Consider the following 25,499-nt stretch of genomic DNA (forward strand, 5'->3'; position numbering starts at 1 on the left):
GAGTGTTTTTTATGAAAAAGGGAATCGGTCTACTTAGCAGCGCCGCCGCGCTTGTCATGTTAGCCGCATGTGGCAGTTCAGGGGGAGCAAGCGGAGGAGATAGCGACAAAACCGTTGTCACTTTTTGGCACTCAATGGGAGGACAGGCACAGGTTGCCCTTGATCAAATCGTCTCTTCTTATAACGAGTCACAGGATGAAGTCTACGTAAATGCCGAGTTCCAAGGCACGTACGAGGAATCGTTGCCAAAATTCCATAGCGTTGGTGGGACGGAGGAAGCGCCCACCATTATCCAAGTGCAGGAGATCGGCACAATGTCGATGATTAACAGCGGCCATATTGTACCGATTCAACCGTTCATTGATGAAGAAGGATATGACATGAGCGGTTTAGAAGAAAATATTATCAATTACTATCATATTGATGGCCAATTTTATTCGATGCCATTTAATTCTTCAACCCCTGTTATGTATTACAACAAAGATGCGTTTGAAGCGGCTGGGTTAGACCCTGAAAGCCCGCCAGAAACATTTGAAGGAATCGAAGAAGCAAGCAAAAAAATCGTCGAGGCCAATGAAGGCATGAAAGGTTTTGCTTTACAAGCATATGGATGGCTATTCGAAGAGTTGTTGGCCAACCAAGGCGGGCATTTGTTAAACAATGAAAACGGACGTGACGATGTCGCCACTGAAGTGGCATTCGACAATGACAAAGGCCGCTCGATTTTTGAGTGGGTTGAGCGGATGATTGAAGAAGACACGTTTATGAATTACGGCACCAACTCAGACAACATGGTTGCTGGCTTTTTGGCAGGCGAAGTCGCCATGTTTATGCAATCGTCGGCCACATCTAGAGATGTCATTGACAATGCTCCATTTGATGTCGGTGTCGCCTTTATTCCCCACGCTGAAGAAGTAGAGCGTGAAGGTGTAGTCATTGGCGGAGCGAGCTTATGGATGGCAAGCGGCAAAGAGGAAGCCGAGCAAGAGGCAGCATGGGACTTCATGAAATATTTGGCGACGCCAGAAGTGCAAGCTGAATGGCATGTCGGTACTGGTTATTTTGCCATCAATCCTGACGCTTATAACGAACAAGTGGTACAGGAGGCATATGAAGACATGCCTCAGCTGCAAACAGCCGTGCAGCAACTCCAATCGACGAAAAAGTCTGTTGCCACACAAGGAGCGCTTATGGATATGATTCCAGAAGAACGAAAAATCATAGAGACGGCACTTGAAAATGTATTTAATGGCACAGACGCGCAAACAGCGTTTGATGAAGCGGTCAAACAAGTGAATGCGGCGATTGAGCAAGCGAATAAAGCACGCGGCGATTCATAAAATCAAACAAGGGAAGCGATCCGTTCGTTGGGGAAAGGAAAAATAAGAATGAAAAAAACAAACATTTATGGCCATCGCGGCGCAATGGGTACACATCCAGAAAACACACTGCTAAGTTTTCAAGCAGCCCTTGAACAAGGCGCAGACGGAGTGGAACTGGATATTCAGGTGACGAAAGATGGGGAGCTTGTCGTCATCCATGATGACACGGTAGATCGGACAACCGATGGCACAGGCTACGTGCACGATTATTCGTTGCGTAAGCTTAAGGCATTAAGTGCAGGCTGCCGTTTCAACCACTTCCCTGAATATGAACCGAGTTGGGATCAGGAGCGGATCCCGACTTTACAGGAAGTGCTTTGTTTTCTAGCGCCGTTCGGTACCGAAGCCAATATTGAACTGAAGCCACATTTAGCAAAACATAAAGGAATTGAGCGCCGTGTGCTCGAAACGGTCCAGGCCTGGGGAAGTCAAACGAAAATCATTTATTCTTCTTTTCACATGCCGATACTTCTAAGGCTCAAACAACTCAACAACACAGCTAATATCGCGTGGTTGCTTAACATCAATTTGCCGTTGGCAGCTGATTACATGAGCTGCTTTCAATTCGAGTCGCTCCATGTCGACAGGAAGATTCTTTTAACCGAAGGAAATGCCTTTGAGCAGGAAGGATTGCTTTCCGTTATCCGCGCCTGGACAGTTAACCAAGACCAAGAAATACGGCAGTTGCTTGCAAAAGGAGTAGGCACGATCATGACAGACTATCCTAGCCGTGCCATTGCCTTACGTGATGGAATGATATGAGAAAAACGCCCGTTCTATCCATCTTCTCTCGCTCTGTAGGAAGATGCTATAGTACGGGCTTACTGTTTTTGCGTTTTTGCTGTGACATAAGCAATAAAGGACAGTAGCGCGAGAATAGCCCAATAGAAGCCACCTAAGCGATTGGTTTCAAACCATTCGTAGAGGCTGCCGCCAGTAATGTTGCCAAGCGCGCCGCCAACAGCCATCGCCAGATTAGAAAAGCCGAGAAAAATACCAAGCGTTTGCGAAGAAGCTTGGCTGACTATATAGGAGTGAAAGGTGGGCTGCATCAGTGTAACCGATAAGGCAATACCCATCAATGAAACTGTAAGCGTAATGACATGTTCAAAGGCAAGCAGCGGCAAAAACGTTATTCCAAGTATCAGGTAACCTGCTTGGAGCGATTGGCGAGCGGTGAAACGGTATGTCCATGCGGTTACTTTCATTTGTGTTGTGATGACAATCACGGTGACAAGTGTAAAGATCCAGCCTGAGCTGCCGCTTACCTTGGTTGCAATGACGGGGTATGTTAAAAACAATTGCTGGTGAATAAAATGGTAAGGGATCATCAACCCAATCATCATTAACAGCGGCTGGTTGGCGACAATTCGTTTCAATCCAGATAAGAACGAAATGTCGCTATTTGCTGATTCTTGTTGGATCGGCAGCCCTAATAATGTACAACCAATTAGAACAAACAACAGCCCGGAAAGCATGCTAAGGAGCGGAAATTGTTGCGCTGAAAACAACACGCCAAATAAGGGGCCGAGAATTGTACCAGCATTGCCCGTAATGTTCACGTAAGAGAACAACTTTTTATGATGCGCTTTCGGTTGTTTGTATATCAATAAAGATTTCAGTGCTGGGCTGAACAAAGCTCCTCCAAGACCGCCAATTACCGCCATAAACAACAGCAAAGCAGGGGACTGGGCGAATCCCATTCCAGCGAATCCGACGCCTCTGCAGACAAAGCCAATAAACATCATTGTTTTATAGCCCAATTTATCGCCTAGATAACCACCGAACATCATAAACCCTTGCTGGCCTGTTAAACGAAGCGCCAGCAGCAAACCGGCAAAGCTAAGGGAATAGCCAAGTTCGCCAGTGACGTACAACGAAATATAAGGAACAAACATAAAAAAGCTGAACGTCAAAAAGAATTCTGTTCCGATTAAAAGTGTGGCCCGCCACCCATATGTTCGCCAAATTTTCCATGTGCGGTCAGATTCCATCCATCAGTGCCTTCTTTCTTTGCCAAAGCTATGGTCGTTAAAGAAAGCATACCAACTGTTTCGCTGATCAGCAATAAACGGGATTGGCCACAATCTGTATTAAAAACAACTTAAGCCCCGCCGTAGGCGTCATTTAATCGACTTCTTGGTACCGCTCATAGGCAGCTTGCTGGATCGACATATATTCTTCCAAGCCCATCGCTTCAACTTGGGCGACATAATCGTCCCATTCGCTTAGTGGTTTTCTGCCAGTGATGAAAGCGTCTTCTGTTTCGTTGATGAATGTTTCAAGGTCAGCGCCGACGGAATCGCGGAATTGTTGCTCTTCTCTTGTGTAGTTAAAAGCATTCCAAATTTCTTCAGGGGCATTTGCGGCGGCTTTTTCACCATTTTCAATTGAATTGGGCAGCGACTCTGAGCCTTTAAAATAGTGTTCTTGCACATAGCCAGGATAGCTGCCGCCAAGCCAAGTAATGTACGATGCCAATGCTTGGTCTTGCGTCAAACCATCAGGGTTGTCGGTGATTTCTTCCGTATATTCTAGGGAGCCGTCTTCCTGTTTCGTGTACGTTTCTCCTTCTTTGCCCATGAAATAAAACGTAGCGCCTTCCTCGCCAAAGAAGTAATCGATCCACCGCACGGTCGCTTCAGGGTGCTCATTTTTGTCCGTAATCGCGAATGCGCCGACATGGACAAGAGGTGGTTTGACATGGCTGTACAACTTATCACCGTGTGGGCCTTCTAACGCCTCACCGCCAGAATAATGATCTTGATTCATTAATGTTTCTGGGTTGCTCGTTATAACAGCGCCAATTCGTCCTTCTGCTCCTTTTGCCAGCAGTTGACCGCTATCGTGTGTGTAAACTTCAGGATCGATCAGCTCTTCCGTATATAGTTTATTCAAGTATTCGAGAAATTCTTTGTATTTCGGATCGGTACGGAAAAAGCGCAGTTCCCCCTCATTTTCTGGGTCGACGTCAATAAATTTATGGCCAACACCCCGGTTGCCAAATCCCCAAGCCCCTTGAAGCTGTCCGCGAATTTCTGTCATATTTGTTCCTGAAAATGGAATTATTTCTCCTTCAGCTAATTCTGGCGTGTTTTTTACTGCCGTTAAATAGTCATAAAACGCGTCCGTCGTCGTTGGCCGTTCCATCCCTAGTTCGTCAAGCCACTCGTCGTTTATCCATAGCGGCACACCAATCAGCATCGGCAAAAAATCGGGGTCGTAATAGGACGGGAACGAGTAAATGTGTCCGTCTGGCATCGTTAGTCCTTTGCGTAAATCGGGATGTTTGTCTAACGCTGCTTTAAAGTTAGGCGCATATTCTTCGATTAAGTCATCTAACGGGATTAAAATGCCTTGCTCGCCATACGTCGCCAAATCACTCGCGGTCAGCCTGGCAGAATAAAAGGCATCAGGGTAGTTGCCACTTGCAAATAGCAAGTTTCGTTTTTCCGCTAATCCATCGAAAGCGGCAAGCTCAAAATTGATTTTCATGTCTGTCATTTCTTCATACGTTTTCCATACATATGTTTCCTCAAAGTTGTTGGAGTTTGGTTCTGATTTGCCAGTAAAAAACGTCAATTCAATCGGCTCTTTCACAATCGGAAACCCTGATTCGTTAACGATGTCTTTGTTTTCGCTTTCTGTCGCTGTATCTTCGCCAGCGTCTGCACATGCTGTTGTGGCTACTCCTAATGCGGCCACGGCAATCAACAAACAATGCTTTTTCGTCATAACGATATGTCCCCCAATCAATTAAGTTCGCTCATATACGCAGAAAAACCCTAATTAACGCCATGGTTTGGCGCTAATTAGGGTTTTCTCCAGAAAGACTCCACCCGTATATGAACTGTTGTTACGCCATATTATCTGCTAAACATAGGCGAATGTCAATTAAAAAATTGTAAATAATAAGCAAATTAAATGATTGGACATTGACAAAGGAAGCGCATTCAATTATTTTAAAAGGACAACTCGTAAGTGCCTGTTTAATAGCGGGCCTCTAAATCTTAATGACAGATTCACTCTGTCTTAACATTCCTTTTTTATACTAAAAGGGAAAGGTACAAACTGAATATGTGGGTGGAGACGATGAGAAAACCCTTGTAAATGCTGGTCCTAAGCTACGTGTACCAGTGTTTATTAGGGTTTTTTGTTGTGGAAAAAAGGAGGATGGGCATGGACAAATACAGCCATTATTTCTTTGATTTAGACGGGACATTGCTCCATGGGGGCATGTTGTTGCCAGGGGCAAAGGAGCTAGTCGATGCTTTATGCGCCAACGGCAAGCATGTTTATTTTTTAACGAACCATCCTGTTCGCTCTAGGAAAGTACTAAGTGCTGATTTGCAAAAGTTAGGGCTGGAGATTACGTATAACCAGTTGCTTACCCCCGTTATGGGCTTAATCGAATACGTGCACTCGAATGGCTTGGCAAGCAGGAAACTCTATGTGGCCGGTTCGAACATGATTAGAGAAGAGCTCTTTGAACTAGGTTTGCATATAGGTGACTGTGAAAGGGGAAACGGGCCAGAGCAAATAGCTGTGGTGCTTGGCATGTCGCCTGATTTGACGTACCGCCAATTGCAAGAAGCACTTTGGCTCATTCAAAACGGGGCGAGTCTTATTTTGCTCAATGAAGATTTACTTTGCCCGCATCCAAAAGGGTTTTTAATTGATACGGGCTCTTTGGCCCGATTGCTAGACCATCCAAGGTTTGGCCACCAGACAGTGTCAGTCGGCAAGCCATCTTATTGGATGCAAAAAGCGCTATTGCGCGTAATGGAAGGAAAGATAGACGATGCAGTAATCATAGGGGACTCGCTATTAAGTGATATTGGGATCGGCAATGCATTAGGAATCGATACCATTTTAGTCTATTCAGGCGTTACAACAAAAGACCAGCTATTCGGTACGGCTCATCACCCAACTAGTGTCTATGCATCTGTTCAAGAGATCTATCAAACAATAAAGGGGTAAAGCCGTATGTTTACGCAACCGTTTATTCATGCACTGACAGACAGCCAACAAGAAAAAAGGTGCCGCAATTCGAATGTGGACACGATTTTTTTACTTACTGGTAAGATGCATTTGCTGCCTGACCAAGTTTATTGTTTCCAGAAACAAAACAAAAAAGTGTTCGTCCATGTCGATTTGATTTCTGGAATAGAAAGCCACACGCCTGATGGCATGCGTTACATCGCCGAAGTGATCGCACCTGATGGCATCATTAGCACAAGGAGCCAATCGATTATCCAGGCGAAAAAATGTGGGTTAAAGACGATTCAGCGTGTTTTTTTAATTGACACACAAGCAATGGAAAAGGCTGTACAAACGGTTAACAAAATCAAGCCTGACGCAGTAGAAGCGATGCCTGGGTTAATGCCGAGGGTCATAAAGGAATTAGTTGAGATGACTACCGTGCCAATTGTAGCCGGCGGATTGTTTAAAACAAAGCAAGAAATGGAAAACGCGCTTCATGCAGGCGCGGTCGCCGTGTCAGCTAGCATTATTTAGGGGGTACTGTTTGTGGAAAATCGCATTGAACAGGTAAAAAAGCCGCTGAAAACGCCGCCGAAAAGAAGATGGAACGGGATCAAACGCAACTGGGATCTTTATTTGCTTGTCCTTCCGGTTGTGGTCTATTTTTTGATCTTTAAGTATTACCCTATGTATGGCGTGCAAATTGCCTTTAAAGATTTTATCGCCGCCGAAGGAATTTGGGGAAGCCCGTGGGTCGGATGGGAACACTTTATTCGTTTTTTTGAAAGTTTTTATTTTGAACGCTTGATCGGAAATACGATCGGCTTAAGCCTCTATAACTTAGTGATTGGCTTTCCAATTCCGATTATTCTTGCCTTGCTCATTAATGAAATTCGTTATAAAAAAGCAAAGGGTTTTGTCCAGACAGTGACGTATGCGCCCCATTTCTTGTCGACTGTCGTTATCGTAGGAATGCTGTTTTTACTGCTGTCACCTAATGGCCTCGTTAACCAGATTCTCGGCTTGTTAGGCATTTCGGAAATTGCCTTTATGACTTCGCCTGAATGGTTTAAAACGACATACGTGTTTTCCGATGTATGGCAGCAAATGGGTTGGAGCTCGATCATTTATTTGGCTGCTCTTGCCGGCATTGACCCACAGCTGCACGAAGCCGCTAAAATCGACGGCGCTAGCCGCTTAAGGCGAATTTGGCATGTCAACTTGCCAGGGATTCGCTCGACGATCATCATCTTGCTGATTTTGCAGACAGGGAGCATTGTGAGCGTTGGTTTTGAAAAAGTATTTTTAATGCAAAACCAGCTCAACATGGAAGCATCTGACGTGATCGCTACCCATATTTACCGAACAGGAATCGCAGGCGCCCAATACAGTTATTCGGCAGCAATCGGTCTATTTGAATCAGCGATTAACTTTTTTATTCTGATTTTTGTCAATTACACAGCAAAGAAAACAAGCCAAACGAGTTTGTGGTAGGGGAGGAATGTACATGAAACAAAGCACAGGCGATCGCCTTTTTGGTATAGCCGTTTACATGTGTGTGGCGCTTATTACATTAATCGTTTTGTATCCACTCGTTTATGTGCTTAGTGCTTCGTTTAGCGATCCAGCAGCCATTTTAAGGGGGGATTTGTGGTTGTTCCCAATCGATCCAACGATCGAGTCCTATAAAAGCGTGTTTCAAAATGAAGACGTCTGGATAGGGTTTCGCAATACTTTTCTCTATACGACTTTAGGAACGGCCTTCAATTTGCTTTTGTCGATTATGGTCGCCTATCCGCTATCACGAAAAGACTTTTATGGCAGAAACGTGTTGACGATTTTTCTTGTTTTTACGATGTTCTTTAGCGGGGGAATGGTGCCAACCTATTTGCTCGTCCGTGATTTAGGGATGTTGAACACGATTTGGGCAGTGATCGTGCCTGGGGCAGTATCGGTGTACAATGTCGTTATTATTCGCACATTCTTCCAGAATATCCCTAATGAACTGCGGGAATCGGCAGAGTTGGATGGCTGTTCCAACATCCAATATTTAATCAAGATATTGTTGCCGTTGTCAAAGCCCGTGATTGCGGTCATGGTTTTGTTTTACGGCGTCAGCCAGTGGAATGCTTTTTTTGACGCATTGATTTATTTAACGGACAGAAATCTTTTTCCCCTTCAACTGTTCTTAAGGGAAATGCTGATCCAAGATCAACTGTCTGAAATGGTACAAGTGAGCGATTCGACATTAGACAACCACGCCTTAACAGTGGAAGGCTTAAAATATGCGGTTGTTGTCGTAGCCAGCTTGCCAATGTTGGTGTTGTATCCATTTTTGCAACGTTTTTTCGTAAAAGGTGTCATGATTGGTTCCATCAAAGGGTAATGAAAACGCGGTTAAACCATAAACATGAGAAGACAAAGGGAGGAAAGAAGATGGACGTACAAGCAATTGCCCATAGAGGCTATTCCGCAAAGTATCCTGAAAACACACTTGCCGCTTATGAAGCAAGCATAGATCTTGGATTTTCCCATATTGAGGTAGATGTTCACTTAAGCCGTGATGAAGTGCCTGTCATTATGCATGATAAAACCGTCGATCGCACAACCAATGGCACTGGCCTAATTAATGCCTATACATTAAAAGAGCTGCGCCGTTTAAAAACGAGCGGCAACGAACGGATTCCGACACTTGAAGAAGTGTTAGACTTGGCAAAAGGGCGCGTGAAAGTCGCAATCGAGTTAAAGCAAATCGAGAACATGTATCCCCGGTTAGAGAGGAAGGTAGCCGCATTAATAGAGGAAAAAGGAATGGCCAATGACGTCTACGTCAATTCATTTAACCACGAATCAATGAAGACGTTGAGGGAGGTTGCCCCCGATTTGGAAATTGGCTTAATCAAAAGTGACGCATCGCCAGCATTGTTTCCTTATATGGAACAAATACAGGCGTCCTCTATTGCAATGGAACTTCGTTTCTATACAGAGGCCTTTGCCGATCAGTGCAAGGAGCGTGGCTATCAGCTCATTGTTTGGCCAATTGACACAAAAGAAGCGTGTGAAAGAATGGCGAAAAGGCCCGGCGTGCTATGTACGGTAAACGAATTGGAGCTGTTCAAAGAGAACTACCATGCCTAACTATTGGGCACATATCGAAATAATAACGAAGATGCGCAACTGTATGAACAGCGCCATTTCTAAACCACAAAAAAGTGTAAAAGGAGAGCAAATATTTCCCACAGGGAATTAAGCCATTTTTGACGAAATATACGAATGGGACCAATGCTTTGACGTTTTTGATAAGGGAGTGGAAATGTTTGTTGTAAAACAACGCGGAGTGAATAGCGACGTTTAACGGCCTTGCCGGGAAGCACCAACCCATTTGAAGGAGTGTGTAAAACATATGAAAGTAGGATTGAGTTCATACAGCCTGTTGCAAGCGTTAAAAGATGGGCGCACCACAATAGTGGATGCCCTTCAGTGGGTAGCCGACAATGGCGGCACCCATATGGAGCTCGTCCCTTATGGCTTTTCGGTTGTAGATGACTACGAATTGGCGACAAAGTTGAAAGACAAAGCAGCGGAAACAGGGATTGAGTTATCAGCCTACTGCATGCCAGCCAATTTCATCCAGCCGACGGAACGAGCTTTTCAGGAAGAAGTTGAACGTATCCAAAAACATGTCGATGTCGTCCATCATATGGGCATTAAGCTTTTGCGCCATGACGTGACAGCGTTTTCGCTCCCGCCGGAACAGCGGACAGTCCATTATTTTGACGACCACTTTGAGGAAATGGTTCGAGGGTGCCAGCTGATTGCTGATTATGCCAAACAGTATAGCATGACAACAACAATTGAAAATCACGGCTTCAATGTCCAGTCAAGTGACCGTGTCCAGCGCTTGCTTCGCGCTGTTGATCGCGACAACTTTAAGACGACACTTGATATTGGAAACTTTCTTTGTGCAGACGAAGATCCGCTTGTTGGCATCCGTAAAAATTTGCCTGATGCAGCGACCGTCCATTTTAAAGATTTCTACGTGCGCCCATACTACGAGAATCCCGGGGAAGGGCCATGGTTTCGAACAGTAAACGGCAATTATTTGCGCGGTGCCATCGTCGGCCACGGCGAATTGCCGATCCGAGAAATTATCCGCCTACTAAAAGTCCACCATTATGATGGCTACATCGCTGTTGAATTTGAAGGGATGGAAGATTGCTTTACCGGCTCGAGAATCGCTATGAATAACGTCAAGCGTTTGTGGAATGAAGTGGCACTAGACGGCTGGAAAGTAACGGCAGAGGAGGTGAGCAATGAATGCGTGTAGCAGTAATTGGTTTAGGGACAATCTCTGACATGCATATAAAATCGTACGCAGCCAATGCAAACGCGGAGCTGTATGGCTTGTGTGATGTCAATGAAGGGCGTGCCTATGAAAAAGCGGCGCTCTATGGCGTTGCAAACGTATTTACCGATGCAGATGATGTCTTTGCCGATCCGAATGTCGATGCGGTCAGCATATGCACTTGGAATAAAACACATGCAGACTTGGCTGTGGCGGCGCTCCGAGCAGGAAAGCATGTTCTTGTAGAAAAGCCGCTGGCGCTGACTGTCGCCGAGGCCAAAAAAGTGCAAGCGGCAGCACAGGAGGCGAACACGATCTTGCAAGTCGGCTATGTTCGCCGTTTTGGGGCAAATACTCAAGTGCTGAAGGCGTTCATTGATAACGGAAAACTTGGCGATATTTATTACGCAAAGGCTTCACTGTTGCGGCGCGTCGGCAATCCTGGCGGGTGGTTTTCGAACAAAGAGCTGTCTGGAGGTGGCCCGCTTATTGACTTAGGTGTTCACATCATTGACTGTTGCTGGTACTTAATGGGGCGGCCAAACGTTGAACGAGTAACGGGCCATGTCTATGATAAACTCGGAAACCGCAGCAACATTGAGCACCTTTCGTTCTATAAAACAGCTGACTACGATGCAGCCACGAATACAGTTGAAGATTTAGCCAATGCCTTAATAACGTTTGAAAATGGCAGCTCGCTTATGGTTGACGTTTCGTACTCCCTTCATACCAAAAAAGACCACCTTTCCATGCAGTTATTCGGAACGAAAGGCGGTGCTGAGCTAGAACCAGCACTAACCCTTGTAGCTGAAGAACAAAATACGATTTTAAACATTGAGCCGCAATTGGATCATCCCACGTTCCATTTTGACAGTGCGTTCCAAAAACAAGTGGATGCGTTTGTGGAAGCGTGCTTAACTGGCGCTCCTTCTCCTGCTCCTGCCGAAGATGGGCTAGCATTAATGAAAATGTTGGAAGGCATTTATTTGTCTTCTGAGCGGAAACGGGCGATTAGCTTGTAAAAAGGCTGTCTTTGTTTAGGTGAAAAGCCTAATTTCTCTTTGGAGAAATTAGGCTTTTGTTGGCGATTGAAAAATGACGTAAAGATTGTCCAAGCTATACTAGAGCGCGAGTAAACATAGGTGGTTTGAAGGCTGCATCATCCCCTAAATTTCCCATCTATATTCATCTTTCCTATTTCGCATCATAATGTCTGAAAGGACCCCATTGGCAAATAGGAGATCGTGATGAAACTTAAACTATACTTTTTATCCACTTGGAGTGTGCTTGATCCAATTTATTTTTATATTTCCCGGCTTCATTATCCAGAAAGTGCGAAAACCAATACAACCGTTTTTCGAATCAAGCAAATTCGCTATAAAGGGCCGAAAGTTTGTTTGGCAGATGGACAGGAAATTTGCAAAAATGATGTGCTCGTAAAAATTCACTTGCATAATGTCCGCTTAATTAAAGAACTATTTACTATTGATAACGATTTAAAAAAGGCAAAAGTTTTAGTGCAAAAAGTAAAAGAATCGATGCCTCCTCTCGCCTTTTACATAGAGAGGCAAGAAAATGTGGAGGACATTAAAGGGATTATTGGCGTAACGATGTTAAACAGGGGCTGTGAACGACTCGGATTTGAAGCACACCCTATTCGAAATCGCTTTTATAAGGGGTTAAAAAGGTTATCGCAACATCCAATTTTTTTGCTGTCTATGTCAAAATTTCCTACTAAATCACGGAAAATCCCTTCCCCGATGTACGTGTTTATGTCTAAACAACGTCTGTTGGAAAAGTACGGCCCAAAGCTAGTGCAGTCCTAAAGCATGAGAAAGACACTGCCATCACAATATAGCCATTTAACTCAGGAATTTTTACTTAGTTTTTATATTTTCCATGAAAAAATACCCGCTAATGATAAAAGACCTGAGTATATATACCTGAATTAAGCGAGTGGATTTTTCTTGTAACAAAATATATTGCCAGAATAGACTGTTTTATGGTCTGGAAACGTTAGCGGTATGCGCAAAAAGAGCACAAAACGAGGTGCATAATGAGTCTAAATTCCTTCATTTAGAGGAACGTACGTTCTTTAATCTGGCGTAAAGAAGAGATATAGTCAGAAAAGAGTCTTTAGGCTTGAACGATCATGCTTGATGGCAAGTTGATGTGGAAGGTAAGTGGGTATTTAGGACCTGGTATTTCCTTTAATTTACTTCAATTAAAAAGTTTTATAGGTATATTTTGTAATTAAAGTCATTATATTCAAACTGATGCCGAGCGAAATGAGCGGTTTTGCTTGCTGGGCTATACGACTATGGACTCTGGACTATTGAAAGCCTTTTAATTTCGGGCTATATTGCTTGGTGGAAAGAAGAAGTTATGACCTACTACTAAGAGGCGACTTTAATACGGGAGGAGTGATTGGAATGTCCACGTTATCTAGGGTGGAAACAGCCCGAACGGATAAACAAAAAAAGCGGGTTCAACGCATGGAAAGAACGAAAGCAGGTGTTTTGTCCTCTGTAGCAATTGGAATGGCAGGTTGCTCCCAAAGTTCGGCTATGGCTTCTGCTGATTTACCGACAATTGGAACTGGTGTTGAACAAGTAGCCATTGCGGCCCATGGGAGTTTTTTAGAAGCTCCTGCCATTAGGCAATCGCCAATAGCGTATAAAATGCTGCTGGCCTCACTAGTCGAGAAGCGAACCGACAATACAGGTACATTTTTATATACACTTAAAGATGGTGACGTAGAAACGAATGTTTATGGATTTAAAACAACCAGTGAACCTACATATGAAGAAAGTGTCGAAACCGATAATGAAACAGGTAGTCTCGAAGCAACATCTGAACATAACAAGTTGGACAAAGCGGAACCAGCGCAGAAGCAAACACATTCAAAAGAAACAACAACACTTGCTGGAGAGGATGATTCGAGTAGCCACGGCACAGAAACGACAAATGATACGATAAATGATGATTCTTATTCAAATAAATTGGAAGGCCTTGCAGTTAATACCAATAATGAGGCAGAAAAGGATGGTGGCGGCGTGGCAGAAACAGAATCAACATCACAAGATGAAACTGGTGAACAAGAGAATGAAAGCAATAATTTAGACCAGCAAGAGAGCCCGGCCAATCAGGAAATCATCCAATGGAACAATCATGGCCAAGTAGTCGAAATTAACGGAAATCGCTTTGCCATTGAAACCGAGTATGGACCAAAATGGTTTGTCCTTAGTGAAGGGTTGGAGTCAAGTTTTGAATCCGTGCGTACTGGCATGGTTTTAAGCATCTACTTTACAGAACAAAATGGCGAGAATGAAGTTTCAACCTTCTTTATTACATACACCCCTGATGAAGGGGAACGTGCCCAGTTTGTGGACGCAACCTTTTTAGGCTATGCAGGAGAAAACAAGCAAAGCATCCTTGTTTACATCCCCCACCAAGAAGTCATTTATGACTTGTCAAAACAATTGCAAAAACGTGATCTTGACAAGGAGTTTGAGCACGGGGCAGCGATTACAATAGGCACCGTGATGCATGATGATGGGTCCGTGACGGTTGAATCAATTGAAACAACCTTATAAATGCCAATAAGTAGGCACCATTATCCTAAATAGAAAACGCTTGCGGGAAACCCGTTATCTACAGGCTGAACCTTGCGCGCAACGTGCAAGGTTTTTCCGCATTCAAAAAAGGAGGAGCGCCCCTGTCAATGAAGAATATAGAGAGCAAAGGGCGTCAAGTATTGTAGGGAGCGCTGGCATGAGTTAATCAAACGTTTAATGAATAGCCAACAAGTCCGATGATAACAGATTGAAAAGTGAATGAACTGACATTAAAATGAAACCAAATCACCGATGGGGAAGGAGAGGCATGGATATGGATTTAAACGTCAAAGGCAAGTCGGTACTTGTGTTTGCTTCAAGCAAAGGAATTGGTCGGGCGATTGCTGGCGAATTTGCGGCAGAAGGAGCAAGCGTTGTTCTAGCTAGCCGAGATATTAACGCATTGGAGACAGCAGTTGGAGAAATACAGGCGCATACAGGCAATCCCCAGATTGCGTGTTGCCGCTGCGATATGACTAGAGCAGAAGATATTGAGGCAGCGCTGGCTTTTGCAAACGAAAAACACGGGGCTATCGATGTCTTAATTAACAATTCTGGAGGCCCGCCAGCTGGGGGAATTGACCAGTTTGAAGATGGCGACTGGCAAAATGCTTACGAATTAAACTTACTAAGCTACGTGCGCGCCATCCGTGGCGTGCTGCCATACATGAGGGCGCAAGGCGGTGGCCATATATTGAATGTCACGTCTTCATCGATAAAGCAGTCACTTGACAATTTGCTGTTGTCAAATACGTTCCGCGCGGGGGTACTAGGCCTTGCCAAAAGCCTAGCGCAAGAGTTGGCAAAAGACAACATTCTTATTAATACGTTAGGTCCAGGGCGCATTGCCACGGACCGGGTTGAAAGCCTTGACCGTTTAGCCGCAAAAGAAAAGCAAATGTCATACGAAGACGTAAAACAGGCTTCAGAAAAAAGCATCCCTCTTGGGCGTTACGGCAAACCAGAGGAGTTTGCCAAGCATGCCGTTTTTCTCTGCTCTGGAGCTAATACGTATGTGACTGGACAAGCGTTTCTCGTCGACGGCGGATTAGTGAAAGCTTTGTAATCTTTGGTTTGGCTGAAAGGCACTGTATCATGAAGGCAAGAAGCAGACTACATGTACGTTGGAAGAGAGGGATCCGTGTATGCGCTTGTTTCGTCCTGTTCAGGCGCCATGGTTGCAGCAAGAAAGCGATGATAGCTACCAGTATACTGAGTATGCGCCAAGCTTTGATTTATCCGCCTATGTGGCCTGTTATTGGACGAGCTCGTTCCAAGGAGGGAAAGCGCGACACCAATCGTATTCTTCCAGATGGATGCGTCGATTTAATTGTTTCGATCACTGACAATAACGCACAGGCATTTGTGGCCGGTTTTATGAATCGATTTGACGTTTTGCCGTTGACAGAGCCAACCTTTTCTTTCGGAATCCGCTTCTATTCGGATTCGGTCCATACATTATTGCGCCACCACCCTGCTGATTTTGGAGACGGAGGCATTGAACTAGAGCTAGTATGGGGGAATCCAGCCTTTGAAATCGCCGAGACGATCGCACAAGCCCGCGATATGAAGGAGAGAATTGCGGTCGTTGAGGCGGTCTTACGAAAAAAACTAGATAAGGCATATCGACCGGAACGCTTGTTTGAGCGCTGCATGGGTCATATTTTTGCAAACAAAGGTATGCTCTCTGTCCGTAAGCTTGCAGAAATGGAACATTACAGTGAGCGGACTGTGCGCCGTACGTTTGCCCATGAGCTTGGCGTTTCCCCGAAAGAAGTATTGGAAGTCGTCCAATTCCAAAGTTTGTTAGTAGGCTTGCAGCAAAACGTCCATGCACGTCTTGCTGATTTGGCTCTATTATACGGCTATGCCGACCATGCCCATTTGTCGAATCAATTTAAGCGTTTTTACGGATTGGCCCCACAGACAGTAATGGCACAAATCGCGTGCCAAGCAACAAATCGTTAAAAGTTGTCCGGTTTTTTCAAGCTCCGATTGGGATAATAGGCAATAATGGCCTTATAGCCTATTGAAAGGAGTCATTTGTTATGACGATAAAATTAGATATGGTCGGAATTGTGGTTGCCAATATGAGAGAAGCGCTTGATTTTTACCGATTGCTTGGCTTTCAAATAGCGGAAACGCACAATGACGACATGCACGTTGAAATTGACCAGGAAGGGGTTCGCCTGGCGTTTGATAAGCTGGAAATGGCAAAGGGAATTTACGGCAGCTGGGAAGAGCCAACGGGGCACCGGGTTGAGCTGGCCTTTCGTTGTGAAAGCAGGGAAGCGCTGGACCAGCTTTATGCGAAGATTGTCCACAAAGGCTATGTTGGCTATAAAGAGCCATGGGATGCCTTTTGGGGGCAACGTTATGCGATTGTCCAAGACCCAGACGGGAATTTAATTAGTTTGTTTGTATAAAAGACAACAGCGATTTAAACCTGTTTTGTTTAAATCGCTGTTGTTGCTTATGTTTGAGCGTTTTCCCCACATTCCATCCTAGCGACAAAACAATCAAACATAATGCGCGCCGCCATAGCAGTAGTGATGTCTTGATGGTCATACAGTGGATTGACTTCTGCAATATCAAACGCATCAACGATGGGGTACAACGCATCTAGAATCGCGAAACTTTGAACTGGCGTCAGCCCGCCTGGTTCGTTGGCGCCGACTCCTGGTGCGTATGCCGGATCGAGAACATCCATATCATATGTTAAATAAACAAGATCGACGTTTTCCATTACGGATTTAATCTGTTCGGCAATGGCCAACGGATCTGACTGGTGAACTTCCTGCGCGGTAATTTGGTGAATGCCGATATCTTTTAAATAGTTGGCGTACCAAGGGTAATTATAACTGCGTACCCCTACTTGGACAATGTCTTTAGCAGAAACATGTTCAAGCTCAATCGCTCTGCGCATTTGGCTGCTCTGTGAAAACCTCCCTTGGACAGGGGATTCGTCAACGAGGTCAAGATGGGCATCAAACTGGATAATGCCTATCCGTTTTCCAGGGTTCTGGTCGTGCAGCGCCTTAATGAGCGGATAGGAAATCGAGTGGTCGCCGCCAAGCACAAAGGGAAAGGCATGATCAGCAAGCACTGCTTTCAGTTTTGCCTCTGCCTGTGCAAACGTTTGGTCTGTGCTGTAGGCAGCAATTTCAATATTGCCATAATCGGTTAACGCGTTTTTCGGCAATGTGAACGTTTTTCGCTTTTCTACATTGTACACTTGGTTGTTTTCGATGCGATTGGCAAACCAGGCAAAGGCTTCTCGTATTTTTTCTGGAGCAAACCGAGACCCAGGCCGTCCAAGGGAGGCCCCTCCATCCCAAGGGAAACCGACAATGCCAAAAGTAGAATATGGTTTCATGCTTGATGCACTCCTTTATCTTCTAGATGTGTAACTTCTACCTTGTTTGGAACACTTCGGCGTGTGTAGCAAACATAAAGGACAGCTCCAGCTGCGAGCCAGATGAAAAAGAGGATATACTCCGTCATGCCCATCGAAATCGGCGTACCAGGAATCAGCATTGCGGCTAGCAAGACCGCCGAAAAAAACGTAGCAGCATAAGCCATGTAGATGCCGCCTGGCATTTTATATGGTTTTTGTAAATGTGGCTGTTTGAGGCGAATGGTGACGGCCGCAAATGCCATACAAAACCATGCAATGAGAAAAGCAATTCCTCCCATAATAACGAGTGGGAGTAGGGCGCCACTGCCAAATAAGGTTCCGACAATAGAAAAGGCCGCCATTGCCCACACCGTTTTGTGAGGCGTTTTATAACGAGTATGCTTTGCTGCAAATCCTTTAGGGATAAAACCGCGAGCCGCAAATGATTGAATCAGACGGCTTCCGGCCAGTAAAAAGCCATTGAAAGTCGTAATGACGCCAAGCAGCACGCCAAATACGACAATAAGCGGCAACAACATTGAACCTGAACGGGCTTCTAATGCATGGATAAGAGGGAGCGCCCCCATTTCCCCCATTTCAGAGGCAGGCATTAAAAAGGCAGAAGCAAGAACAATAACCATATACAGCCCACCGCCTAAAAGGATTGTCCCGACGGTGACTTTGCCTAAGTTTTTGTAGTTAATGCTTGCTTCAGCCTCGTCAACCGTTTTTGAAACAGTATCAAAGCCATTCATAAAAAATAGAATCGAGGAGACCGCCAAAATAATGCCGTTAAATGCATGCCCATTTTCTGTCTGCAACAAAGGTGCTGCATTCTGAGGATCGCCTAGGAAAAAGCCGCCACCTAAAAAAGCAAGGAATGTGACAAGCATCATCGCTGTAGCAATCGTTTGAAAGCGTGCTGACAATGTCGCGCCACGGTAGTTCAACCAGGATAGACCGAAGATCATCGCTAAACTGAGCAGAATGTGGGGCAAATAGACGACTTGTCCCATTAGCGTGTAAAGGGGATACGAGTTTAATAGCGGAAAAACGTAAGCGAACAAGAGTGGCACGGAAATCGCAACCCATGGCAAGATAATAAGGTAGCCTAAAATCAGAAACCAGCCACAAATAAATGCTGGCCATTTGCCAAGTGCATAATGGGTATAGGCAAATTCGCCACCGCTTAATTTTAGGCTGGACGTGAGCTCTCCATAAACAAAGCCAATTGGAATGACAAGCAGTATTGTCACTGCTAAGGCAATGATTGCGCCTAGGCTTCCTGCCGAGGCCATCCATTGGGGCACAGAGATCACCCAACCGATGCCGATCATGCTGCCGAATGCCAGTCCAAAGAAGTCAGTAGTAGTCATTCCTTTTTTCTTCATCGTCTGTTGTGCTCCTGTTGCATAAGATTTTTGTATAAAAATGCATTAATTCTTATTATATTAAACGTTGTCCTTGTATTTATCAATAGTTTAATTGCCGAAAACGAATATATATTCATGGTGGCGTTTGAGTTCATATCCAATAAAAGAAGGATTTTCCTTTTTCTTTGTTGAATTTGATTTAAAAAGGGCCAAGTCATATATATACGAGGACAGCAAAGCGGTAGTGGCATGATTGAACAAATGCTGCTAGGCGTGGCGAGGAACAAAGCAGATACAAGACCAGTAGATAGTAGTCCATAACTTCAGAGACTAGACAAGCAAGACGAAAAAGGAGGACCAATGGTGGGGTTGCTTGAAAAAATGTTGCCGCTTACAGAAGAAGAAAAAGACATTCTTGAATATCGGCGTGTAATGAAAGCACGTTATACATCAAAGCAACAATTTATTATTGAAGCCAATAAGTTTCTTGCCCCAGGGACAGAAATCATGATCCGCAAGCATACGCGCTTTATTGATTTTCCTCCACACAGGCATGACTACATTGAAATGAATTATGTCTATAACGGCAGTTTAAAGCAAACGATTGGCGATCGTGCAGTCGAATTGCAAAAAGGGGAGCTGGTTGTATTAAACCAGCATATTGAACACGAGATCGAGGCATGCGGTACAGAAGATATCATTATTAATTTTATTATTCAGCCGTCTTTTTTTAATTACATTTTCTCCTTTTTAAATGTGGAAGGGCCGTTTTATTCATTCCTCATCGACAGCATTCATGGTAGCGAACCGCTAGGACAGTTCCTCTATTTTAAATGTGCAAAAGAAGCGTCTGTGCAACAACTGCTGAGGAAAATGGTTGAGGAAATGATGGAGCCAGACGCTTATTCGCAAGCGTCCATTAAGTTGTATGTCGGCATGCTCATGATTGAGTTGGCAAAGAAAGCGAATACATTAGATGGAAAGCAAAAGCTGTCTTTGCACAACCAATGGATTCGGCAAACGTTTGCTTATATCGATGAGCAGTACAAACACGCTTCTCTATATGAGCTTGCTGAACGGCTGAACCAGCCCCATTACTTGCTTAGCAAAGTCATCAAGAAGCAGACGGGAAAAACATTTAAAGCGCTGTTACAAGAAAGGAGACTGGACATAGCAAAGGAGTTGCTCGTTCAGTCGGACTTACCTGTATCCGTTATTGCGCAAGAAATTGGCTATGACAACTTCAGCTATTTCTATCAAATTTTTAAGAAGCATTTTCATACGACTCCTCTCGTTTATCGAAAAAAACACGCGTCATCGCCTCCTCAATGATGCGTTTGGCCGAAGACAAGCGCTTGACCCGTCGCCGTTTGTCTCGGTCACCTACTCATGAACCCTCTGTGCTATTCCTATCTTCCTTTTTCAGACCTCCCTATCTAACATGCGTTTTCAACCAGTCTAATTGATTCAATATTTGCAAATAACGACAGTATTTTGGTGAATGACGCTATAGTGGCTTCCGTGACAAACACGTAAGATACAAGTAATCGTTCTATAGCGAGAAAGGGGGAGGAACATTGGGGGAATATCGGCTGGCCGTTGATATTGGCGCCTCAAGCGGCAGGGTGATGGCCGGCAAAATAAGCGAGGCTGGCATCGATTTACAAGAGGTCTACCGGTTTGACAATCAGGCTCAATTAATGGGCGGCCATTATTGTTGGGACGTTGACCACTTGTTTGGCGAAATCAAGAAAGGCATACGAGTGGCAGTTCAATCAGGGTTACAGCCAGTTAGCATTGGCATGAATACATGGGCGGTAGATTTTGTCCTTCTCGATGAAAAAGGCGAGCGGTTAACAGACGCTATCTCCTACCGTGACCCGCGCACAAACGGGGTGATGGAAGGTGTGATCGAGACTTACGGAAAAAAGGCATTATACGAACGGACGGGTATTGCTTTTCAGCCTTTTAACACTCTTTACCAACTATTGGCGTTAAAAAAACAAAACCCGGAGTTGCTTGAGCAAGCCCATGCATTTCTAATGGTGCCCGATTATTTTCATTTTTTGCTGACAGGTGTGAAAGTCAATGAGTATACGAACGCAACGACAACCCAGTTAGTCAATGTCCATACAAAGGATTGGGATAGACAACTACTGAAAGAGTTCGGTTTGCCTTGTGGAATGTTTCAGCCATTGCAGCATCCTGGCACAAAGATCGGTTCTTTGACAGAAAGCATGGAAAAAGAACTGGGCGTCCAACTCGAAGTCATTGTGCCCGCTACCCATGACACAGCTTCAGCCATTGCGGCGCTCCCAGAAAAACAAACATCGGTTTACATCAGCTCAGGCACGTGGTCGCTCATCGGCATTGAAAACCGCACGCCGATATGTAGCCAGCAGGCGATGGCTGCCAATTTTACGAATGAAGGCGGCGTTGGCTCCCGTATTCGCTTTTTAAAAAACATCATGGGCTTATGGATGATCCAAGAAGTACAAAGGCTGCTCCCTGGGCATTGGAGCTTTTCTCAACTGGCGCAAGCAGCGAGTGAGTCAACGTATACCGGGGAAATGGATGTCGATCAACATCGTTTTCTAAAGCCAGAAAACATGATCGAGGAAATTCAACAAGCTTGCCGTGAAAAGGGGCTTGCTGTTCCTGAATCGCCAGGTGATTTGGCTAAGTGTATTTATGATAGTCTGATTGCCAGTTATGACAAAGCTGTAACCGAAATTGAAGCTATTTCAGGAAAGCCATATGAGCAAATCCATATTATTGGCGGCGGGGCGCTGAACAAGGAGATTAACCAACGTTTAGCAAACCGGACGAACAAAACGGTGATCGCTGGTCCAACTGAGGCAACTGCTGTTGGCAATCTGCTTGTGCAAGCGATTGCAGACGGAGAGCTTTCTCGCATAGAGGAAGGTCGTGCACTAGTCAGGACAGCGTTTCCTGTTACTTACTTTCTACCACAAAGGAGTGAATCGCACGTGTCGAGTCGATTTGAAAGCGCTAAAGTGCAATATGAACAATTAGGTATAGATGTCGAGGCAGCATTCGCGAAAGTAAAACAAGTGCCCATTTCTGTCCACTGCTGGCAAGGAGATGACCTTCATGGAACAGAGGTGATTGCGAACGAGTTGTCTGGAGGCATTGATGTAACGGGGAATCATCCGGGCAGAGCGCGGAATGGTGAAGAGCTGCGGCGTGATTTGGAAAAAGCGCTAAGTTTAATTCCTGGAAAGCACCGCGTCAATCTCCACGCCATGTATGCCGAAACGGATGGCGTGCCAATTGAACGCGATCAATTGAAGACTGAGCATTTTGAAAAGTGGGTTAAATGGGCGAAATCATTAGGCATTGGCCTTGATTTCAACCCAACGGTGTTCAGCCATCCTAAGGCTGCTGATGGACTGACGCTTGCCCACCCAGATGAGGAAATCCGCACATTTTGGATTAACCATTGTAAGGCATGCCGGAAAATTGCTGCCTATTTTGGGGAACAGTTGGGGACGCCATCGCTAGTAAACATTTGGGTGCCAGACGGTTATAAAGATACGCCTAGTGATCGGCTAACGCCACGGAAGCGTTTAAAAGAGTCTTTAGATGCGATTTATGCAGACGAATACGACCCAATGCTTGTTCTTGATACCGTTGAAAGCAAATTGTTTGGCATCGGTTCAGAAGCGTACGTTGTCGGGTCACACGAGTTTTATTTAAACTATGCGAACCAAAACAACAAGCTGTATTTGCTTGACACCGGTCATTTTCATCCAACAGAAGTCGTTTCTAACAAACTATCAGCGATGTTGTTATTCCACGATCAGTTGGCATTGCACGTTTCCCGTCCTGTCCGCTGGGATAGTGACCATGTAGTCACCTTTGACGATGAGCTCCGAGAAATTGCGATTGAACTAGTCCGTAACGATGCTCTTGGCAACATCCATATTGGTCTTGATTTTTTTGATGCAAGCATTAATCGTGTCGCTGCCTGGGCCATTGGCACGCGCAATATGGCAAAGGCGCTATTGTATGCAGCCTTAATGCCCCATCGCCATTTAAAGCAGTTGCAAGATGAAGGCGATTTCACGTCGCGCTTAGCCATGCAAGAACAGCTAAAAACGTATCCGTTTGGCGACATGTGGGATGAGTATTGCAAACGCCAAGGAGTGCCGACAGAAACCGAGTGGCTAGATGTCGTCAAGGAATACGAACAGCAAGTCCAACTGAAGCGTGAAAGCGAAAAAGCGAAGCAACGCTAATTTACTAGAAAGAGGGATCGTCATGGTACAACATCTGTGGAATGTGGAAGAAGCAAGCAAATTGTGTCAAGGGCTCGATGAGTTGGTGTACCGCTCCAATTTGATTGGCGCCGACCGATCTGTCTGCAATTGGGGCGGCGGCAATACGTCGATGAAAACGACTGAAATTGACTTTCGCGGCAATGAAGTTGACGTTATGTGGGTCAAAGGCAGTGGCTCTGATCTGGCTACAATGGGAGCAAACAACTTTACGGGCTTGCGGCTTGACGATGTCTTGCCGCTGAAAGAACGGGAAGCAATGACAGATGAGGAGATGGTCGCCTATTTGGGGCATTGCCTAATCGACCCTCGTCACCCGCGCCCGTCGATTGAAACGCTGCTTCACGCTTTTCTGCCATTTAAGCATGTCGACCACACTCACCCAGATGCCATCATTAGCCTATGTTGTGCTGAAAATGGCCGCGAATTGGCAGAAGAGCTATTTGGTGACCGCTTTGTATGGGTGCCTTACATTCGCCCTGGCTTTGCGCTGTCTAAAATGATTGCAAAACAAGTAGACGCGAACCCGAAAGCGGAGCTTGTGCTAATGGAAAAACATGGCCTTGTCGTCTGGGGAGAAACAGCTAAAGAAAGTTATGACCGCACGATTTCTGTGATTAATGAAGCAGAGCAATTTATCGAGAAAAAGCGAGGCAAAAACGCGCCTTTTGGCGGAGCTGCGACAGCAGGGCTAAAAAAAGAAGAGCGCCAAGCATTGCTGGCCAACATCATGCCGGCGCTACGGGGGGCAGTGGCCCATAATGGGCGGAACATGATTGTGACCTATGATGATAGCGATCCTATCCTTGAATTTGTCAACAGCAAAGAGGCAAAGGAGCTATCGCAAATTGGCGCTGCCTGCCCTGACCATCTTGTCCATACGAAGCGATTGCCTTTGTTTATCGATTGGGTGCCTGATGCAAGTGACGAAGTAGGCTTGAAGCAAGCGGTGCTTAACGGAATAGCCGCATACAAAGAGGAATACATTCGCTACTTTGAGCGCAACCGCCGTGAAGGCGACACGATGTTTGAACCGTCGCCGCGCGTGTTGCTCATCCCAGGCATCGGCCTGATTAGCAGCGGCAAGGCGGTTGAAAACGCAAAAGTGAGCCGCGCTCTTTATGAACGAGCGATTGCGGTCATGCGTGGAACGAATGCATTAGGCTCGTTTGTTTCACTAAATGAAGCCGAATCGTATGAAATTGAATATTGGCCATTGGAGCTTTACAAACTATCGCTTGCTCCAAAAGAAGCAACGTTCTCGCGCAAAGTGGCGTTTGTGACAGGGGGAGCAGGGGGCATCGGCAGCGAAACGTCCCGGCAATTCGCTGCGCAAGGCGCACACGTCGTGTTGGCTGACCTCAATCTTGAAAGGGCAGAAGAAGTAGCGGCAGAAATAAATGGGCAATTCGGTGCTGGCCGGGCACTTGCACTAAAAATGGATGTCACAGATGAACAAGCAGTCAAGCAAGCTTTTGCCGACGTAGCCCGGACATACGGGGGCGTTGACATTGTTGTCAACAATGCCGGCCTTGCCACATCAAGCCCTTTTGATGAGACGACTTTACAGGAATGGCAGCTCAATCTCGATGTGCTTGCGACAGGCTACTTTCTCGTCGCCCGCCAAGCCTTTGCGCAAATGAAAGAGCAAGGCACAGGCGGTAGCATGGTGTTTATCGGCTCGAAAAATTCGGTTTACGCAGGAAAAAACGCATCAGCCTACAGCGCAGCCAAAGCGATGGAAGCCCATCTCGCCCGCTGCATTGCCGCTGAAGGGGGCACCTACGGAATCCGCGTTAATACGGTTCTCCCTGACGCCGTCTTGCAAGGTTCAGCGATTTGGGATTCGGCTTGGCGTGAAGAAAGAGCAGCTGCGTACGGAATTGCAGCTGATGAACTTGAAGACCATTACAAAAAACGGACAACGCTTGGCGTCCATATTTTTCCCGCAGATATTGCCGAGGCAGTTTTATTCTTTGCTTCGTCCAAGTCAGAAAAGACGACGGGCTGTATGTTAACTGTAGATGGCGGCGTACCAGCAGCTTTTCCAAGATAAGGGTGGTTTCCTCTCCGTTAAAAATGCGGGGAGGAAATTTGTATG

21 protein-coding genes and 1 pseudogene are annotated in these 25,499 nt (G+C 45.4%); 18 read left to right on the plus strand and 4 right to left on the minus strand.

What is annotated here, in order from left to right; genetic code table 11:
• Positions 1-11 precede the first annotated feature (11 nt).
• Complete coding sequence (locus tag BUC05_RS16760; RefSeq protein ID WP_051881271.1) at positions 12-1,340, plus strand: ABC transporter substrate-binding protein; 1,329 nt, start codon at positions 12-14, stop codon at positions 1,338-1,340.
• A 48-nt stretch (positions 1,341-1,388) separates the two neighbouring features.
• Positions 1,389-2,144 carry a glycerophosphodiester phosphodiesterase gene (locus BUC05_RS16765; RefSeq protein WP_035205486.1) on the plus strand — a complete coding sequence of 252 codons (756 nt, stop codon included), beginning with the start codon at positions 1,389-1,391 and terminating at the stop codon, positions 2,142-2,144.
• 59 nt (positions 2,145-2,203) lie between these two features.
• Here BUC05_RS16765 and BUC05_RS16770 read toward each other — a convergent pair whose 3' ends face one another.
• Both BUC05_RS16770 and BUC05_RS16775 read right to left on the minus strand, forming a co-directional pair.
• Positions 2,204-3,376, minus strand: a complete 1,173-nt coding sequence (locus tag BUC05_RS16770) for an MFS transporter (protein WP_011245218.1) — start codon at positions 3,374-3,376, stop codon at positions 2,204-2,206.
• Between the two features lie 133 nt (positions 3,377-3,509).
• Entirely contained in the window at positions 3,510-5,117 is a 1,608-nt protein-coding gene (locus BUC05_RS16775) for an extracellular solute-binding protein (protein ID WP_084140079.1), read from the minus strand.
• Between the two features lie 444 nt (positions 5,118-5,561).
• Between BUC05_RS16775 and BUC05_RS16780 the strand changes: the two genes are divergently transcribed.
• From BUC05_RS16780 to BUC05_RS16835, 12 genes are all read left to right on the plus strand, one after another.
• Positions 5,562-6,362: an HAD-IIA family hydrolase gene (locus BUC05_RS16780; protein WP_011245220.1), complete on the plus strand. Its 801-nt coding sequence runs from the start codon at positions 5,562-5,564 to the stop codon at positions 6,360-6,362.
• A 6-nt stretch (positions 6,363-6,368) separates the two neighbouring features.
• On the plus strand, positions 6,369-6,899 hold the full coding sequence (locus tag BUC05_RS16785; protein ID WP_011245221.1) for a glycerol-3-phosphate responsive antiterminator: 531 nt from the start codon (positions 6,369-6,371) through the stop codon (positions 6,897-6,899).
• A 12-nt stretch (positions 6,900-6,911) separates the two neighbouring features.
• Entirely contained in the window at positions 6,912-7,859 is a 948-nt protein-coding gene (locus BUC05_RS16790) for an ABC transporter permease (RefSeq protein ID WP_011245222.1), read from the plus strand.
• 13 nt (positions 7,860-7,872) lie between these two features.
• The gene (locus BUC05_RS16795) at positions 7,873-8,751 is read left to right on the plus strand and encodes a carbohydrate ABC transporter permease (protein WP_011245223.1); all 879 of its coding nucleotides are present in this window, start codon (positions 7,873-7,875) and stop codon (positions 8,749-8,751) included.
• 50 nt (positions 8,752-8,801) lie between these two features.
• Entirely contained in the window at positions 8,802-9,503 is a 702-nt protein-coding gene (locus BUC05_RS16800; protein WP_035205480.1) for a glycerophosphodiester phosphodiesterase, read from the plus strand.
• Between the two features lie 265 nt (positions 9,504-9,768).
• Positions 9,769-10,692 carry a sugar phosphate isomerase/epimerase family protein gene (locus BUC05_RS16805; protein WP_035205478.1) on the plus strand — a complete coding sequence of 308 codons (924 nt, stop codon included), beginning with the start codon at positions 9,769-9,771 and terminating at the stop codon, positions 10,690-10,692.
• Entirely contained in the window at positions 10,683-11,732 is a 1,050-nt protein-coding gene (locus tag BUC05_RS16810) for a Gfo/Idh/MocA family protein (RefSeq protein WP_011245226.1), read from the plus strand. The genes BUC05_RS16805 and BUC05_RS16810 overlap by 10 nt, the downstream gene beginning before the upstream one ends.
• Positions 11,733-11,957: 225 nt before the next feature.
• A complete protein-coding gene (locus BUC05_RS16815; RefSeq protein WP_011245227.1) occupies positions 11,958-12,536 on the plus strand; it encodes a YkoP family protein in 579 nt (192 codons plus the stop codon).
• A gap of 606 nt (positions 12,537-13,142) precedes the next feature.
• Positions 13,143-14,306, plus strand: coding sequence for a hypothetical protein (locus tag BUC05_RS16820; protein ID WP_011245228.1), 1,164 nt, complete (start codon positions 13,143-13,145; stop codon positions 14,304-14,306).
• Between the two features lie 295 nt (positions 14,307-14,601).
• Positions 14,602-15,393 (plus strand): SDR family oxidoreductase, encoded by a 792-nt coding sequence (locus BUC05_RS16825; RefSeq protein WP_035205477.1) that lies wholly within the window; start codon positions 14,602-14,604, stop codon positions 15,391-15,393.
• A gap of 128 nt (positions 15,394-15,521) precedes the next feature.
• Positions 15,522-16,295 (plus strand): helix-turn-helix domain-containing protein, encoded by a 774-nt coding sequence (locus BUC05_RS16830; RefSeq protein ID WP_167369585.1) that lies wholly within the window; start codon positions 15,522-15,524, stop codon positions 16,293-16,295.
• A gap of 80 nt (positions 16,296-16,375) precedes the next feature.
• Positions 16,376-16,753, plus strand: coding sequence for a VOC family protein (locus BUC05_RS16835; protein ID WP_035205476.1), 378 nt, complete (start codon positions 16,376-16,378; stop codon positions 16,751-16,753).
• A 47-nt stretch (positions 16,754-16,800) separates the two neighbouring features.
• Here the strand turns inward: BUC05_RS16835 and BUC05_RS16840 are convergent, their stop codons facing one another.
• The gene (locus BUC05_RS16840) at positions 16,801-17,703 is read right to left on the minus strand and encodes an agmatinase family protein (protein ID WP_035205474.1); all 903 of its coding nucleotides are present in this window, start codon (positions 17,701-17,703) and stop codon (positions 16,801-16,803) included.
• Positions 17,700-19,115, minus strand: coding sequence for an APC family permease (locus BUC05_RS16845; RefSeq protein ID WP_011245233.1), 1,416 nt, complete (start codon positions 19,113-19,115; stop codon positions 17,700-17,702). Before BUC05_RS16845 ends, BUC05_RS16840 begins: the two co-directional genes overlap by 4 nt.
• A 342-nt stretch (positions 19,116-19,457) precedes the next feature.
• Between BUC05_RS16845 and BUC05_RS16850 the strand changes: the two genes are divergently transcribed.
• The 4 genes and pseudogenes from BUC05_RS16850 (at position 19,458) to BUC05_RS16865 (ending at position 25,454) form a co-directional block, all read left to right on the plus strand.
• Positions 19,458-20,429: an AraC family transcriptional regulator gene (locus BUC05_RS16850; protein WP_035205472.1), complete on the plus strand. Its 972-nt coding sequence runs from the start codon at positions 19,458-19,460 to the stop codon at positions 20,427-20,429.
• Between the two features lie 245 nt (positions 20,430-20,674).
• A pseudogene (rhaB, locus tag BUC05_RS16855) lies at positions 20,675-22,039 on the plus strand (rhamnulokinase); the annotation flags it as partial.
• Positions 22,040-22,087: 48 nt separating this feature from the next.
• Positions 22,088-23,359, plus strand: a complete 1,272-nt coding sequence (rhaA, locus tag BUC05_RS16860) for an L-rhamnose isomerase (protein ID WP_073305657.1) — start codon at positions 22,088-22,090, stop codon at positions 23,357-23,359.
• Between the two features lie 22 nt (positions 23,360-23,381).
• The gene (locus BUC05_RS16865) at positions 23,382-25,454 is read left to right on the plus strand and encodes a bifunctional aldolase/short-chain dehydrogenase (RefSeq protein ID WP_073305410.1); all 2,073 of its coding nucleotides are present in this window, start codon (positions 23,382-23,384) and stop codon (positions 25,452-25,454) included.
• Positions 25,455-25,499: the final 45 nt, after the last annotated feature.

Source organism: Shouchella rhizosphaerae (genome assembly GCF_900142675.1).
GTDB lineage: Bacteria > Bacillota > Bacilli > Bacillales > Bacillaceae_D > Shouchella > Shouchella rhizosphaerae.

Excerpts from the sequence above, each read along its gene's own strand:
- BUC05_RS16760 (WP_051881271.1), top strand. The coding sequence starts at position 12 with ATGAAAAAGGGAATCGGTCTACTTAGCAGCGCCGCCGCGCTTGTCATG.
- BUC05_RS16765 (WP_035205486.1), top strand. The coding sequence starts at position 1,389 with ATGAAAAAAACAAACATTTATGGCCATCGCGGCGCAATGGGTACACAT.
- BUC05_RS16770 (WP_011245218.1), bottom strand. The coding sequence starts at position 3,376 with ATGGAATCTGACCGCACATGGAAAATTTGGCGAACATATGGGTGGCGG.
- BUC05_RS16775 (WP_084140079.1), bottom strand. The coding sequence starts at position 5,117 with ATGACGAAAAAGCATTGTTTGTTGATTGCCGTGGCCGCATTAGGAGTA.
- BUC05_RS16780 (WP_011245220.1), top strand. The coding sequence starts at position 5,562 with ATGGACAAATACAGCCATTATTTCTTTGATTTAGACGGGACATTGCTC.
- BUC05_RS16785 (WP_011245221.1), top strand. The coding sequence starts at position 6,369 with ATGTTTACGCAACCGTTTATTCATGCACTGACAGACAGCCAACAAGAA.
- BUC05_RS16795 (WP_011245223.1), top strand. The coding sequence starts at position 7,873 with ATGAAACAAAGCACAGGCGATCGCCTTTTTGGTATAGCCGTTTACATG.
- BUC05_RS16800 (WP_035205480.1), top strand. The coding sequence starts at position 8,802 with ATGGACGTACAAGCAATTGCCCATAGAGGCTATTCCGCAAAGTATCCT.
- BUC05_RS16805 (WP_035205478.1), top strand. The coding sequence starts at position 9,769 with ATGAAAGTAGGATTGAGTTCATACAGCCTGTTGCAAGCGTTAAAAGAT.
- BUC05_RS16810 (WP_011245226.1), top strand. The coding sequence starts at position 10,683 with ATGCGTGTAGCAGTAATTGGTTTAGGGACAATCTCTGACATGCATATA.
- BUC05_RS16815 (WP_011245227.1), top strand. The coding sequence starts at position 11,958 with ATGAAACTTAAACTATACTTTTTATCCACTTGGAGTGTGCTTGATCCA.
- BUC05_RS16820 (WP_011245228.1), top strand. The coding sequence starts at position 13,143 with ATGTCCACGTTATCTAGGGTGGAAACAGCCCGAACGGATAAACAAAAA.
- BUC05_RS16825 (WP_035205477.1), top strand. The coding sequence starts at position 14,602 with ATGGATTTAAACGTCAAAGGCAAGTCGGTACTTGTGTTTGCTTCAAGC.
- BUC05_RS16830 (WP_167369585.1), top strand. The coding sequence starts at position 15,522 with ATGATAGCTACCAGTATACTGAGTATGCGCCAAGCTTTGATTTATCCG.
- BUC05_RS16835 (WP_035205476.1), top strand. The coding sequence starts at position 16,376 with ATGACGATAAAATTAGATATGGTCGGAATTGTGGTTGCCAATATGAGA.
- BUC05_RS16840 (WP_035205474.1), bottom strand. The coding sequence starts at position 17,703 with ATGAAACCATATTCTACTTTTGGCATTGTCGGTTTCCCTTGGGATGGA.
- BUC05_RS16845 (WP_011245233.1), bottom strand. The coding sequence starts at position 19,115 with ATGAAGAAAAAAGGAATGACTACTACTGACTTCTTTGGACTGGCATTC.
- BUC05_RS16850 (WP_035205472.1), top strand. The coding sequence starts at position 19,458 with ATGGTGGGGTTGCTTGAAAAAATGTTGCCGCTTACAGAAGAAGAAAAA.
- BUC05_RS16865 (WP_073305410.1), top strand. The coding sequence starts at position 23,382 with ATGGTACAACATCTGTGGAATGTGGAAGAAGCAAGCAAATTGTGTCAA.